The sequence below is a fragment of the Streptomyces sp. NPDC040410 genome (assembly GCF_055595715.1).
Window position 1 is genome coordinate 544,290 of the sequence record NZ_JBVIVK010000002.1, and the last position, 14,111, is coordinate 558,400.

Consider the following 14,111-nt stretch of genomic DNA (forward strand, 5'->3'; position numbering starts at 1 on the left):
TCCATCGTACGGTCGTACGGAAGGGGGCCCAGCGCCTGAAGACCTATTACAGACGCCTACTCGAAGTGAGCGGCGAGCAGCACCACGTCCTCCTCGGAGACCCCGGCGTCCAGCCCGTCCGGCAGCACCGTCCGCAGGACGTGGTCGGCGATCGCGCCCGGGTTGCGTCTCAGCGCCTTCGGTACGCCGGCGGCCGCCGCGTGCAGCCGGGCGAAGGCGCGGTCGGTGGGGTCACCGGTCCGGTGCAGCAGCCCGTCGGTGTAGAGCAGAACCGTCTCTCCCGGTTCTGCCTGCAGCTCCACGCTCGGCGCCTCCCAGCAGGCGAGCATGCCGAGCGGCGCGGAGACGGACGTCTCCACGAACTCCGTGCGCCGCTCGCCGATCAGCAGCGGCGGGCTGTGCCCGGCACCCGCGAGGGTGATCTTGCGCAGCGCGGGCTCGCAGTAGGCGAACAGCGCGGTGGCCGAGCGGGCGGGCTCGGTGAGCCTGAGCAGCAGCTCCAGGTCGGACAGTACGGCGACGGGGTCCTCGCCCTCCATCACGGCGTACGCGCGCAGGCTGGCCCGCAGCCGTCCCATCGCGGCGACCGCGCTGGGACCCGAACCGGTCACCGAGCCCACCGCCAGACCCAGCGCGGCGTCCGGCAGCGGCAGCGCGTCGTACCAGTCACCGCCACCGCGCGGGCCGGTGTGGTGCCGGACGGCGAGCTGTACTCCTGCGACCCGGGGGAGCCGGGGCGGCAGCAGCTCCTCGGACATCGTCGCCATGCACGCGCGCGTGCGCTCGACCTCCAGGAGCCGGGCCAGGTGCTCGGTGGCGTAGCGGGTGTACAGGCCGACGAGGTGGCGCTGGCGTTCGCCGGGCTCGGCGGGCTCGTCGTAGAGCCACACGGCGGCGCCCAGCCGGCCCGCGGCCTCGGAGGACAGGGGCAGTGCGTAGCTGGCGGCGTAGCCGAGGCGGGCCGCCACCTCGCGGTGCCGGGGATCGAGGGCGTCCTCGGCGAACAGGTCCGGCTCGGCGACCTCGCCGTCCGCGCCCGGCAGACCGTCGAGGATCCGGCCGTACGACAGCGAGCTGCGCGGCACGGTCTCGATGTGACCGAGATCCGCTCGGGCCAGGCCCAGGCCGATCGTGGTGTCGGGGCCCAGCCCGTCGCCCGGTTCCAGCACGACGAGACCGCGCCGGGCACCCACGAGGGCGGCTCCGGCACGCAGCAGTTCCTGGAGGGCGTCGGCGAGTGCGTCCGTACGGACGAGGCGTTCGGTGAGTTCGTGGAGTGTCGTGAGGTCCGAGATCCAGCCGGCGAGACGGTCCTGAAGAAGAGCACCTGGTGGGTGGGGCGGCGAGACCGGAGAGGTGTCCGAGGCGGCGGGCGCGGGCGCGACAGTGTGTGCGGGCGAGGGAACCGTTGAATCGATTCCAGCCACTTTCGGAGGGTGAGGGGCGTTCATGGTGTCCGGCTTTCCGACCGGTGCGTATTGCTCAAAAGCATCGCAAACCCCCATGTCATTCTGCGCCGCTAGCAGTGTCTCCACATGTACACGCACTCGTGAGGGGATGTCCAGCATTGTCCTGCCGGGAATCCTGGTGTCCATGGGTCACCGGCGCACTCCCTGTGGAATGGCAAAGTTGGCTTAAAAATGCCTCATGTAACGCCCTATTGCGGTCGACTGGGCTTGTTCGACGGAGCGTCACAGCGGTCGTGATGGGTACGTACTCGGAGAAGGCCAGGGGCGGTTGACAGTCGCCCGGAACCTGGCGAAGGCCCCGGGCGTCTTAGCCACCGACGACCGTGCCCCATCCTCCCGTGGCGGAGGCGAAGAGGAATACGCGGGACGGCAAAACGCCAGACTTCGCCACCCCCACGCCACGCCCATGCTTTTGATAGACGCAGTATGGGTCAGGTTGCCGCGGACGCAGCCAACGCTCGACCCGTAGGGGTTCCCCTTGCCTCACGCAGGGGTGTGATGCGCCAAGAGTACGCACAGTGAAGCGATCGACACATGGTGTGATGTGGACCACGGTGTTGCCAGGCGTGCAACGGAAAGGAACGAGCGCTCATGCGCGAGATCCTCGGAAGGCGACGCAGGCTCCTGTCCCAGTGCGGCGACGGGAGGCCTGAGTTGATCAGCGCGGCCCTGACCTTCGCGACGGAATGGCAGTGGCCCGTACTCCCGGGTGTGACGGCGGACCCGCAGGGGCACTCCCGCTGCGGCTGCCCCGACCAGGACTGCACGGTGCCCGGCGCGCACCCCTTCGACCCCGGCCTCCTCGCGGCCACCACCGACGCCCGCATGCTGCGCTGGTGGTGGACCAACCGCCCCGCCGCGCCGATCATCCTCGCCACCGGCGGCAAGGCCCCCTGCGCGGTCAGCCTGCCGGCGCCCGCCGCCGCCCGCGCGCTCGACGCGCTCGACCGCAGGGGCATGCGCCTCGGCCCGGTCGTCGCCTCGCCCACGCGCTGGGCTCTGCTCGTGAAGCCGTACTCCATGGAGCAGTTGGGCGAACTGCTGTACGCCCAGGACTTCGTCCCCGGCTCCCTCCGCTTCCACGGTGAGGGCGGCTACCTCGCCCTGCCCCCCTCCGAGACCGGCCAGGGGCAGATCACCTGGGAGCGCGCACCACTGCCCGGCTCCGCCTCGCCGTGGGTGCCCGACGTCGAGGCCGTGGTGGACACGGTCGTCGAGACCCTCACTCGTACGGGTGTGAGCGCGCCCGAGTTGTAGGGGTGCCGGGCACGCGCGGAACGGCGTGTCTGTCCGCGGTCGTTGCATGACCGTCCTTGTGCGACATTCCGGGGGCGCCCCCCGGACCCCCGACGAACTCGTCTCCTCACCCTCGCGGGCCTCGTGGTGTGTGCGGTCGTGCTGCCGCCGGCCGTGGCGTCCGCGGGACCTGCAGGCGACGAGAGCCGCCGGACGCAGCTTGCGGACGCGCTGCGCCGTGGGAGCCGATGACGAACCGGGGAGGCGCGAGACGCCCCGGAGCGCACGCGGGGAAGCCGGACGCGTACACGGCGGTCGTGGGGTTCGCGGCGCGGGCCGCTGCTGCTGGCGGTCGGGGAGCAACTCCGCGCGGCCTGAGGTTCGCTGACATCCGGCGTCATTCCGTAAAGAGAGGACGCACATGGAAAGACCCGGTTGCTGGCGACGGGGGATGCACCAGCAACCGGGCTAATGGAACGGTAACAAGAGATCGGCTGTTCGCAAATTCGATCTCAGGTATTCCTCGGCTATTCGGACACCGACTGGCTTGTCCCTGCCGGGAGTTGAAAGTGGAGTCACCGATTCCGCCGGTCTTGTGCGGCTGACCGACCGGTCAGCCGCACAGGATCCGTCAGCTGAGTGTGACCTGCCGGTTGGTCAGGCCGCCGCGCGCGCGTCGCTCGTCCGCGGTGAGCGGTGCGTCCGTGGCCAGGGCGCCGGCGAGGCGCTCGGCGAACTCGGCGGCGGGCTTCTCGATGTAGTCCGCGGTGACCGGGCTCGGCAGGTCCCAGACCGGAACGGTCAGGCCGTGAGCGCGGAAGGAGCCCACGAGACGGGTGCCCTCACCGAGGCTCGAACCGCCCGCGGCGTGCAGCCGCGCGAGGGCGTCCAGAAGCTGCTCCTCCGCGTGCGGCATGACCCAGCGCAGGTGGTTCTTCTCCGGGGTCTCGCACCAGTACGCGGCGTCGACGCCGGTGAGCTTCGCGGTCGGGATGGCCGCGGCGTTGGCCCGCTCCAGGGAAGCGGTCACCTCCGGCGTTGCGTTCTCGGGGTCGGGGACCCAGAACTCGAAGCCCGCGTGCACCACCGGCTCGAACGGCCCTTCGGGATCGAGCAGGTCCTGCAGCCGCGGACCGTCGGCCGGGGCGCGACGGCCCTGGACCGGCGTGCCCGGCTCGGCGGTCAGCGCGCGCTGCAGCGTGTCTGCGAGGTCGCGGCTGATGTCGCCCGACGCGGTGTCGTTCTGCAGGCCCAGCAGCACCGAGCCGTCGTCGCGGCGCAACGCGGGCCAGGCCATCGGCAGGACCGTGGCCAGCGTGACCGACGGGACGCCCTCGGGGAGGCCGCCCCGCAAGGTCAGCTCGACCGTGGCGGCCGGGACCAGCTCGCGCAGCGCGACCCAGTCGCACTCGCCCGGCAGTCCCTCGAACGGGCGCTGCACCAGCTCGGTCACGGCGTGCGCCGCGGCCCGGCCGTGGCAGGCCTTGTAACGGCGGCCGCTGCCGCACGGGCAGGGCTCGCGGGCGCCGACGACCGGGATCTCCCCGTCAGTGAGCTGCGGCCGCTTGGCCTTCGTCTGGGGTCGCTTCTTGGCCATCGTGGGTGTCTCCCGGTTACGGCTCGTCTCGTACGGGCGGGAGCCTAGCCGTTCACGCCATCGCCGTTGGGGCCTGTGGACAACGCGGCCGATGTGCCGGACCTGTGGACAACAGGACTGATCTGCCGACCTGCGGGCTCAGTCCAGGTCGTCGAAGGCGTCCGCGAAGTCCAGGGCGGGTATGGCCGCCGCCGAGGGGGTCATGGAGGTCCCTCCCGCTCGAGCGAAGCCGCGAGCGGGGGAGCGCGTGGCGAAGCCGTCGCGACGGCGACCGGCGTCCGGATCGTGAACGCCCTTGTGGATGACGACCCACACCGTGACCTCGCCGCGGATCTCGTCCCGTACACCCCAGTCGTCGGCGAGCGCGGTGATGATGTTGAGCCCGCGGCCGCCGTGCGCGGTGACCGAGGGCGTGGCCGGAGCAGGGCGGGTGGGCCCGCCGCCGTCCGTCACCTCGACCGTGAGTCTGCCGCCCGTGTCCACGCGCCAGGCGGCGCGGACGTCGCCGTCCCCGGCCAGGGCGTCGCCCAGCGGCCGGCCGTGCTTGCACGCATTGCTCAAGAGTTCCGAAAGAATGAGTACGGCATCGTCGATGACCGATTCCGAGACGCCTCCCCTGCGCAGCTGATCGCGCATACGGTGTCTCGCCCTCCCCACGCCCGCAGGGCCATGGGGTACGGCCATGCTCGACGACGTGGGCACCTCCTGTGCCACCACCAACGCCACCCCCGAGACCTCCTTTGCCCCCACGCCACGGTGTGGATGCCCCATTGGCCTGTACCGGAAACCGGCCAATCCATGTCCTGTGACGCATTCGCAAACGTCGAACACGGACCGAACGCGCCGGAGCACTCCCTGTGAGCGTGTGGCTGGATTTCGACGGTGTGGCCGAGACCGGAGAATGCTTCAGCGGGGCGGCCGGGTCAAGGTTCGTTCGCAGGTCTTTATCAGTCAGCGACCGAGTTGACGCAGTACCGCGCGCGGGCGGTTGGTGATGATGGCGTCGACGCCCAGGTCGCCGCAGAGATCCACGTCCTCCGGGTCGTTCACCGTCCACACGTGCACTTGATTACCGGCCTGCTTCAGGCGCTCGACGTAAGCGGGCTGGCTGCGCACGATCCGGATCGAGGGGCCCGCGATCCGGACACCCGCGGGCAGCCGGCCGTCCCGCAGCCGGGGCGAGACGAACTGCATCAGATAGACCGTCGGCAAAGTCGGCGAAGCGGCCCGCACGCGATGCAGCGAACGCGCCGAGAAGCTCATGACGCGGACCGCCGACTCTTCGGCCGACGCAGGGGCATCCAGGCCGAACCGCTTCAGAAGCACCAGCAGCCGCTCCTCGACCTGCCCCGCCCACCGCGTGGGGTGCTTGGTCTCGATCGCCAGCTCCACCCGGCGTCCCGCGTCGGCGACGAGCTCCAGCAGTCGTTCCAGGGTGAGGACGGAGGTGTCCTCGCGGTCCTCGGGGCGGAACTCCCAGTCGGGCTCCTCGTCACGCGTGCGCCAGAATTCCCGTGCTCTGCGGGAGCCGAAGTCCAGTGCGGCGAGGTCGGCGAGCTCGAGCGCCGAGACCGCGCCGCGGCCGTTGGACGTACGGTTGACGCGACGGTCGTGGACACAGACGAGATGCCCGTCCGCCGTCAGGCGTACGTCGCACTCCAGGGCGTCGGCACCGTCCTCGATCGCTTTCCTGTACGCCGCCAGCGTGTGCTCGGGGGCTTCCTCGGAGGCTCCGCGGTGGGCGACGACTTGGATCCGGTGCGGTCGTGCATGGGTCACCGCGTCATGGTGCCACCGTGCCGGGGTACGCGTGGCGCAGGAGGGCCACAGCAGGACTACGGGAAGGCAACAGAATGCGCCCTTTTAGTCCTGATGATCCTATATAAAGGATGGTCCCGGACGCACAGTCACCGCTTATGGTGCCCTGACGCCCCGTGGGAAAAGCTGGCGGCATACAAAGCACATGCACAGCTGCATCGCGCCGGACCGTCGACAAGCGTGAACGAGCGTGACCGAGTGCGAACCGGAACAACAGCCGTGGATCTAGGAGAAAAGCTGTGAGCACCGAGAACGAGGGCACTGCGGTACCCCCGGCCCCGTCCGCACCTCCCGTGCCGGTGGAATCCCCCGCAGCATCCCCGCAGGCCGCCCCGCCCGAGAGCGGCGCGCCGACGACTCCGATGCCTGCGGTGCCGCCGGGCGCACCGGAGCAGGAACTGGTGCACGCCGGCCAGGTCCCCGCGTACGCCTCGGCGGGCTCCCAGGGCCAGGCACCCGGAAGCGCCGGCTCCGCCCCCGACAGCGGCTGGCCGCCTCCGCCCCCCGCCACCCCCTCGTACGCCGATGGCGGCGCCGGAGGGGGATCCGGATGGGGGTCCGCCTACCAGCAGCCCGCCCCGAAGCCCCGCAGCGGGCGCGGCGGTCTGCTCGCCGCGATCCTCGTGGCCGCACTGGTCGCGGGCGGCCTGGGCGGCGGCCTCGGCTACACCCTGGCCAAGAACAACGACTCCGGCTCCTCCACCACCGTCTCCGCCTCCGACAGCGGCGGCTCCCTCAAGCGCGACTCCGGCACTGTCGCGGGCGTGGCCGCCAGGGCGCTGCCGAGCACCGTCACCATCGAGGCCGAGAGCAACAGCGGCGAGGGCGGCACCGGCACCGGCTTCGTCTTCGACACCGAGGGCCACATCGTCACCAACAACCACGTGGTGGCGGACGCGGTCGACGGCGGCAAGCTCTCCGCGACGTTCCCCAACGGCAAGAAGTACGACGCCGAGGTCGTCGGCCACGCACAGGGCTACGACGTGGCGGTCATCAAGCTCAAGAACGCCCCTTCGGACCTGAAGCCGCTGACCCTCGGCGACTCGGACAAGGTGGCCGTCGGCGACTCGACGATCGCGATCGGCGCGCCCTTCGGCCTCTCCAACACGGTGACGACCGGCATCATCAGCGCCAAGAACCGCCCGGTGGCCTCGAGCGACGGCAGCGGCAGCAACGCCTCGTACATGAGCGCCCTGCAGACCGACGCCTCGATCAACCCGGGCAACTCCGGCGGCCCGCTGCTCGACGCCCGGGGCAACGTCATCGGCATCAACTCCGCGATCCAGTCCACCAGCAACGGCGGCCTCGGCGGCACCAGCCAGTCCGGCTCGATCGGCCTCGGCTTCGCCATCCCGATCAACCAGGCCAAGTACGTCGCCCAGCAGCTGATCAAGACCGGCAAGCCGGTCTACGCGAAGATCGGCGCGTCCGTGTCACTCGACGACTCGACAGGCGGCGCGAAGATCACCGAGCAGGGTGCCAGCGGCTCCGAGGCCGTGGAGTCGGGCGGCCCGGCGGACAAGGCCGGCCTCAAGCCCGGCGACGTCATCACCAAGCTCGACGACCGGGTGATCGACAGCGGCCCCACCCTGATCGGCGAGATCTGGACCCACGAGCCCGGCGACAAGGTCACGATCACCTACGAGCGCGACGGCAAGGAGCACACGGTCGAACTCACCCTGGCCTCCCGCCAGGGCGACAGCTGACCCACCCACGCCCGCCCCAACCCGTTACTCTTGTCCCGCGCCGCCGATCACGTGCGGCGCGGGGAGGCGTGCCCGAGCGGCCTAAGGGAACGGTCTTGAAAACCGTCGTGGCAGCGATGTCACCGTGAGTTCGAATCTCACCGCCTCCGCCCAGGCCACAAGGCTTGCAGGTCAAATGGGGTGCCACTCTCCGGAGCGGCACCCCTTCCGCGTGCACCTTGTCTCACCCTGGCTCGCCCGTATCCCGGGTTTGACCAGTGCGTATGGGCCATCTGTGGGCCAGGACGGGCGGGATAGGAACGGTGCGTGTTGCGCCGCTCCTACGTCGCTTGAGGCCGCGCTTCTCGTATGACGTGCCCTCGTCCGTCCAGCCACCGCCGACCTCGGGACGGCTCACCCCCGAGAAGCAGGTCGCCCCACTCCTTCACGGACTCCGGTGAGTTGGGCGGCAGGGTGCAGTCCGACTCCTTGAACGCGACGATTCTGGGCAACTTGACATGCCGCGGACGGCGGCGAAGTGTGGAGAGACAGCCGCCCACCGGGGTCACCGCTCATGTCCGATCCACTGAGGTCCGGGCCCCCGTCCGGTCCGCCGTTCTGGCCACCATCTCGCCCACCGCCTGAGACGCCGCCGGGAGAGGGGAAACCCGCGCGTCGGCGTAAGGCGAACGTGATCATGGTTCTGATCGGTGTCGTCTCGTTGATCCTGGCGGCCGTCGTGTCCTTCAAGACATGGCAGGGCCAGGACCAGGAACAGGACCAAGAAGGGGAGATCCTGCTGCAGCCGGCCGCGGAGGCGGGCCCCGAACCGTTCATCTCGACCGTCGCGGCTGTGCCCCCCGGCACCCCCACGGCCACGCCCACCGGTGACCAGCCTCCTCCCCCGGAGACAGATGGGTGGGTCGCCGTAGCCAGCCGGCGCGGAGACGAACTCGGACTCTTCGGCGGCACCAGGAACGTGTCCCCCTATGACTCCCGCGGCCTGGTCGACTTCCTCACCCAGAACCCGAGCAGGGGCAGGGCCTGGGCGGGAGCCCTCGGCATCAGCTCCGCGGACATACCGCGATACGTCGCCGCGCTCACCCCCGTGCTGCTGGCCACGGACACCCGGGTCACCAACCACGGCTTTCGCGACGCCCGCGCGGTGCCGTACCAGGCGGTCCTGCAGACCGGCACCGCGGTCCTGGTGGACCGGTACGGGGTGCCGCGCGTGCGCTCTGCCTGCGGCAACCCGCTGCTGCCGCCGACCGCGGTCAACTCCAAGCCGACCTACACCGGTCCGCGCTGGCCCACGTTCCAGCCCGCGGCCGTCGTGCGGGTGGTCCCGGCCGCCCGGCCGCTGGAGGTCCTGGTGCTCCGGGACGTGAACACCGGGCGCGCAATCGAACGGCCGGTGACCGGCACAGGGGCCACCGACAGGGACGCACCTCCACCGCCGCCCCCGCCCACCGCCCGCCCGCCGACATCTCCGACCACCGCCCTCGCGCCGGAGACCAGCCCGCCCGGCACTCCACAGCGTCACCCGCCACCACCCGGCCAGCCCAGGGGCAGCCCCCGCACCGCCTTGCTGATCAAGGGAACCACCACCACCGGGGCGTACGACGACCGGGGCCCGGCGCAACCCAGGCCGAAGCCCACCGTCCGCATCGGAGACAAGCGGACCAGCACCGGGTCGCACGGCACGGGACTCGGCACGATCGAGTCCGGCCCGCACGAGGTGACCGGCACGCCACCGCCCGTCACATCGCCGGAGGTGAAGACCACGGGCGAGTCGGCCCCGGGCGTCCACGGCCCGAACGGCACGCAGGTCACCTTCGAACCGGTCCCCGGCACTGCGTCGCCCGCCAGCGCCGGCGACTACGAGTCGCGGGCGGGCGGTTCGCCGTGATCACGACCAGGCTACGAGCCCCCGGTGGCCGCAGCGGCCCGAGGAGGCGTGATGTACAGCGTTGAACAACTGATGAGCATGACGGCGCAGCAACTGCGTAACAGCCAGTTGACGCTCCAGGACCTGCAGCAGCTGAACCCGGAACAGCTGCGGCAACTCGCCCCCAAGTTCGATGAGATGATGCGCGTCAGGGAGTGGCTGCCCGACTGGGAAGCCCAGGCATCCCGCAGCTTGCAGGCGTTTCAGCGGGCCCAGGAACAGGTATGGCGCCTGATGCGGCTGCCCGCCGGTGACCCGGCGAAGTCCCTGCTGCCCGAGCTCAATGAACAGCTCCTGAAACTCAGGGACGCTTGGTACAAAGCGGATCTCTCCCTCGATGGTACGAAAGCAGCATGGGGGAGGGCGCTGGAGAAGCGGGAGATGTTCCGGCTTGCGTCCGGCTACGTGGGCGAGGCAGCTCCAGCGGTGAGCGAGGGCGTGGCCGCCGCCGAGGGTGCCGCGAGTCAGGCGGGCCAGGCGGGCCAGGCCGGGATCCGGGACCGGTTGATGTCGCTCCTGCAGCGCGTGCAGCAACGCGGCGGGGCCGCCGCCGAGACGCTCAAGGGCTGGATAGGCAAGGGCGTGGACAAGGGCAGCCAGGTGCTGCCGAAGATCGCCAACGCGGGCGGCAGGGTGCTGAACGGTCTCGGCAACATGGCGCGTTCCGCACGAGATCTGCTCACGAATCCGGGCCAATGGTTGCCCGCTCTCAGGAACGCGGCGCAGAGCCTGTGGAACTCGGGCAAGAGCCTTCTGGGCCAGTTCGCCTCCGCCGTCATGGCCGGCCTCACCTTCGGTCGCGCGCTCCTCGGCGGCCTCGTCCGCGCCATCGCCGGATTCCTGAGCGGCCTGAGCTGGCCCGCCATCCTCGCCGGCCTGGGGGTGGCCGCGCTGGTGGCTGCCGGCGGCTGGGCGCTGAGCAGCACGGGTGGCAAGCCCGACACGGTGGGCAATCAGCAGCCGCCCGCGAACCAGCAGCCGCAGGGCGGGGCGGAGCCCCCGCAGGGTGGGGCGGAGCCGCCGCAGGGCGGGCCAGCGCCCCCGCCCGGACCTGGAGAGCCGGCGCCGCCGGGACAGCCGCAGCCCGGCCAGCCCGGCCAGCCGCCCGGCGAGCCCGGCCAGCCCGGCCAGCCGCCCGGCGTGCCCCCGCCGGCCGTTCCCGAGCCCGAGCCCCCGAAGCCCGGCACCGCACTGCGCATCAAGGTGATCACCACGGAGGCCTGCCCCGGCGATGAAACCGCCGACCCCAAGCCGGACTCCTTCGTCCGGGTCGGCGAGCACGTCATCGACACCGGCAGCGACGGGGTCGGCCGAGCCGTGGTCCCGCCCGGCATATACACCGTGTCCGCGACACCGCCGGTCCTCAAGATCAACATTCATCCCACCGGAGAGCCCGGCAGTGGGGTCTCCGGCGGGAACGGCATGACGTTCACCGCCCAGAATTCCAACCCCCGCAGCCAGAGCGACTACGAGATCGCGGTGCAGAGGGAGGCCTCCGACTGCTCGGAGCCAGGTGAGGAGGAGCCACCCAGGCCTGAGGTGCCCGCGCCCCCACCCCCGCCCCCGCCTCAGCCTGAGGTGCCCGCGCCCCCACCCCCACCCGCGCCCCCGCCTCAGCCAGAAGTGCCCGCGCCACCACCCCCACCCCCGCCTCAGCCGGAGGTGCCCGCGCCGCCACCACCACCGCCGCCTCAGCCCGAGGTGCCCGCGCCACCACCACCACCGCCTCAGCCGGAGGTGCCCGCGCCCCACACGTAACAGCAGCACACACCAGCACCACCCGCTTTGGAACTGACATGCCAATCCCCGGTTGGCATGTCGACAGGCTCGACGGGTCGGCCGTCCCGGCTGAGGCGCCAGGGAGCGAGTAACTGGCCACCGTGGCCGTTCTCGCGGGCGGTCTCACGGCCGTTCTCACGGGCGTTCTCACGGTCGGTCTCAAGGCCGGTGGCCCGTCATCCTGGCCGCCGACGCGATCGTCGCGCGGGCCTCGCGTTCTGTCAGGCCGGTGTCGAGGGCCGCGTCGACGAGGGGGTCGACGAGGGCGGCGCCGATGCCGTTCTCGTAGGCGCGGCAAGCCGCCCAGAACAGGCGGGTGTTGCGCTGGCCCTCGTGCGCGGCGAGGACGAACTGGACCAGGCCTTGGCCGTGGCCGCCGGTCGACGGGGGTGTGGCGTGGTGGGTGCGGGGCGTGGGGAGCAGCAGGCGCAGGAGGGCGGCCGGGCAGGGCGCGGGGGCGAGGTGGGCGGTGCCGGCTGCGGTGGCGTACACGCCGTGGTCCGTGCGGGAGCCGGGGCCGACCAGGTAGCCGCCGGCGCCCCGGATGTCGATGCCCGGGGCCAGCCGTCCGGCGGAGTTGGGGACGACGACGTCCGCCGGGCCGCTCAGCCAGAGGTGGCGGCCGCCGCTGGGGGTCAGGACGACCACCGTGTCGGGGATCGTGAACAGGTGGCGCAGGGCCAGTTCGCGCAGGGCCGCCGAGGAGTCCGTGCCCGACTTCGTGTCCAGGTCGAGGCCGATCAGATGGTGCGGGGGCAGGCCGCACGCGATGCCGTAGCCCGTCGCCCAGGGGGCCGTGGCGAACAGTTCGCGGATGCGTGCCGGGTCGGTGGAGGCGTCGTAGACCCCGTGGCCGAGGCGGCCGCACTCGCCGTGGCAGGGCGTGGGGTCGGGGGCGTCGCGGTGGGGGGAGCGCAGGGCCGGGAGCTTCGTCCGGGACAGAGGGATGACGGCCAGGCCGCGTTCGGCGGCGGACAGGGCGTGTGCGAGGGCCAGCGTCGTGGCCTGCCGGTCGGTGGTGGCCATGCCTCCATGTTCGTACATGTGTTCGAAAAAAGGAAGGGGGAGTGGCGGTGACTCGCCGAGGCGGAGGGAATGGCCGGAAACGCTCCGGAGCGCTTCAGCTCTTGTGCCGCTTGGGATGGATGGGGTGAAGGCAGCCGTAAAGCCCGCAAGTGGATGGTTAGGGGTGGTTGGAGAGGTTTATCGACTTGTCCTCACGCTTGAGAGCGAATCACGGCTTCTGATGCGGTTCGCCGGTGATCCGGTGGGCAACTCTGGTCTCGCGACGTCGTGCACGGCACCGGGGCGGTCGGCCAACTCCCCTGGTGAAGGCCAACTCCCTCGGAGAAAGCCGTACTTCACGCACTTCCGGCACCGCAGCCGGTGCGTACTTCGTTCTGGAGGAACAACATGGCAAGCATCCGTACCGCCCGTGTCATCGCCGCCGTCTCCGCCCTCCCGCTCGCGGCCGCGCTCTTCACCGGCGTCGCGGCGGCGGACAACGGCGCCCTCGCGGACGACGGATCGAACGCGGGTGTGGCGACCCTCAGCGGGGTCGTGTTCGACAACAACGGCAACTCGTCCACCACGCAGCAGCAGGCGAACGGCTCGGGTGCCTCGAACCAGAGCAACACCGCCCAGGTCAAGGGCTCCGCGTTCACGGTCGTCAATCAGGGGAACCGCAACACGGTCGTCAACTTCGCTCCATTGTGGTGGTGATCTGGGGGCCGGCCGCTTCTCGGCCGACGGGTGTGCTTTGCAGGGTGCGACGCGTCCGCGCGGCGGTACTTCGGTACCGCCGCGCCGGCGTTTGCGGGCGGACGTCTGCGTGCGGTGAAAGCCGCCTTGACAGTGCACTGTATCTGACAGGCAGTCAGAAACTCTTGGGAGGAGGGGAGGCAGGACCGTGGACGACGAGTTGGCCGTGCGGCTGAAGGCCTTCGGGGGACGGCCGGCCGCCGTCGCCGGCCGGGGCAAGGACCCCGTCAACGCGCCAATGATCCGCCACTGGTGCGAGGCGATGGGCGACACCCACCCGGCCTACACGGGCCCCGACGCCGTCGCCCCGCCCACCATGCTCCAGGTGTGGACCATGGGCGGCCTCTCCGGGCACGCCGGGCGCTCGGGGGCGTACGACGAAATGCTCGCCCTCCTCGACGAGGCGGGCTGCACCTCGGTCGAGGAGCGGCTGCCGCTCAACACCCATGGAGGACAGCTCGGGGAGGCGTACCTCCACGGGATGAACGGGATCGCCGAAGGGGTACGGCAGGTGCGGGGGACGGCGGTGAACCAGGTACCGGGCGCCGGGCGGGTACTGGTGACCGCGGGGACGGGAGTGCCGACGTCGGGGTTGGTGCTGGCGACGGCCGGATGATCCCGGCCCGGCGGCGGCCGGTCGAACCCTGGGGCGGCGGTGGCCTGATGGCCCCCGGGGCGGTGGCGGCCGGTCGAACCCTGGGGCGGCGGTGGCCTGATGGCCCTCGGGGCGGTGGCGGCCGGTCGAACCCTGGGGCGGCGGTGGCCTGATGGCCCTCGGGGCGGTGGCGGCCGGTCGAACCCTGGGGCGGCGGTGGCCT

The 14,111-nt window shown here is 71.3% G+C and carries 9 protein-coding genes, 1 tRNA gene and 2 pseudogenes; 7 read left to right on the plus strand and 5 right to left on the minus strand.

Annotation, left to right across the window (positions count from 1 at the left end; translation table 11 throughout):
- Positions 1-56 precede the first annotated feature (56 nt).
- Positions 57-1,568, minus strand: a complete 1,512-nt coding sequence (locus ACZ562_RS06530; RefSeq protein WP_471174805.1) for a PP2C family protein-serine/threonine phosphatase — start codon at positions 1,566-1,568, stop codon at positions 57-59.
- A gap of 492 nt (positions 1,569-2,060) precedes the next feature.
- On the opposite strand from ACZ562_RS06530, the gene ACZ562_RS06535 reads away from it, so the two are divergent.
- Positions 2,061-2,726, plus strand: coding sequence for a bifunctional DNA primase/polymerase (locus tag ACZ562_RS06535; RefSeq protein WP_471174521.1), 666 nt, complete (start codon positions 2,061-2,063; stop codon positions 2,724-2,726).
- Between the two features lie 610 nt (positions 2,727-3,336).
- Here ACZ562_RS06535 and ACZ562_RS06540 read toward each other — a convergent pair.
- From ACZ562_RS06540 to ACZ562_RS06550, 3 genes and pseudogenes are all read right to left on the minus strand, one after another.
- Positions 3,337-4,302 carry a DUF5926 family protein gene (locus tag ACZ562_RS06540; protein WP_471174523.1) on the minus strand — a complete coding sequence of 322 codons (966 nt, stop codon included), beginning with the start codon at positions 4,300-4,302 and terminating at the stop codon, positions 3,337-3,339.
- A 138-nt stretch (positions 4,303-4,440) separates the two neighbouring features.
- Positions 4,441-5,116: pseudogene (locus ACZ562_RS06545) on the minus strand (ATP-binding protein).
- A 137-nt stretch (positions 5,117-5,253) separates the two neighbouring features.
- Entirely contained in the window at positions 5,254-6,081 is an 828-nt protein-coding gene (locus tag ACZ562_RS06550; protein WP_471174525.1) for a glycerophosphodiester phosphodiesterase, read from the minus strand.
- A gap of 278 nt (positions 6,082-6,359) precedes the next feature.
- Here ACZ562_RS06550 and ACZ562_RS06555 point away from each other — a divergent pair, with 278 nt between their 5' ends.
- From ACZ562_RS06555 to ACZ562_RS06570, 4 genes are all read left to right on the plus strand, one after another.
- Positions 6,360-7,826, plus strand: a complete 1,467-nt coding sequence (locus ACZ562_RS06555; protein WP_471174527.1) for a S1C family serine protease — start codon at positions 6,360-6,362, stop codon at positions 7,824-7,826.
- Between the two features lie 62 nt (positions 7,827-7,888).
- Positions 7,889-7,975 (plus strand) — tRNA-Ser (locus tag ACZ562_RS06560).
- Positions 7,976-8,502: 527 nt separating this feature from the next.
- Positions 8,503-9,714, plus strand: a complete 1,212-nt coding sequence (locus ACZ562_RS06565; protein WP_471174529.1) for a DUF6777 domain-containing protein — start codon at positions 8,503-8,505, stop codon at positions 9,712-9,714.
- Between the two features lie 51 nt (positions 9,715-9,765).
- Complete coding sequence (locus ACZ562_RS06570; protein ID WP_471174531.1) at positions 9,766-11,511, plus strand: hypothetical protein; 1,746 nt, start codon at positions 9,766-9,768, stop codon at positions 11,509-11,511.
- Between the two features lie 180 nt (positions 11,512-11,691).
- Here the strand turns inward: ACZ562_RS06570 and ACZ562_RS06575 are convergent, their stop codons facing one another.
- On the minus strand, positions 11,692-12,558 hold the full coding sequence (locus tag ACZ562_RS06575) for a bifunctional DNA primase/polymerase (RefSeq protein WP_471174533.1): 867 nt from the start codon (positions 12,556-12,558) through the stop codon (positions 11,692-11,694).
- A gap of 387 nt (positions 12,559-12,945) precedes the next feature.
- Between ACZ562_RS06575 and ACZ562_RS06580 the strand changes: the two genes are divergently transcribed.
- A complete protein-coding gene (locus tag ACZ562_RS06580; protein WP_471174535.1) occupies positions 12,946-13,254 on the plus strand; it encodes a hypothetical protein in 309 nt (102 codons plus the stop codon).
- Between the two features lie 187 nt (positions 13,255-13,441).
- A pseudogene (locus ACZ562_RS06585) lies at positions 13,442-13,714 on the plus strand (FAS1-like dehydratase domain-containing protein); the annotation flags it as partial.
- Between the last annotated feature and the right edge of the window lie 397 nt (positions 13,715-14,111).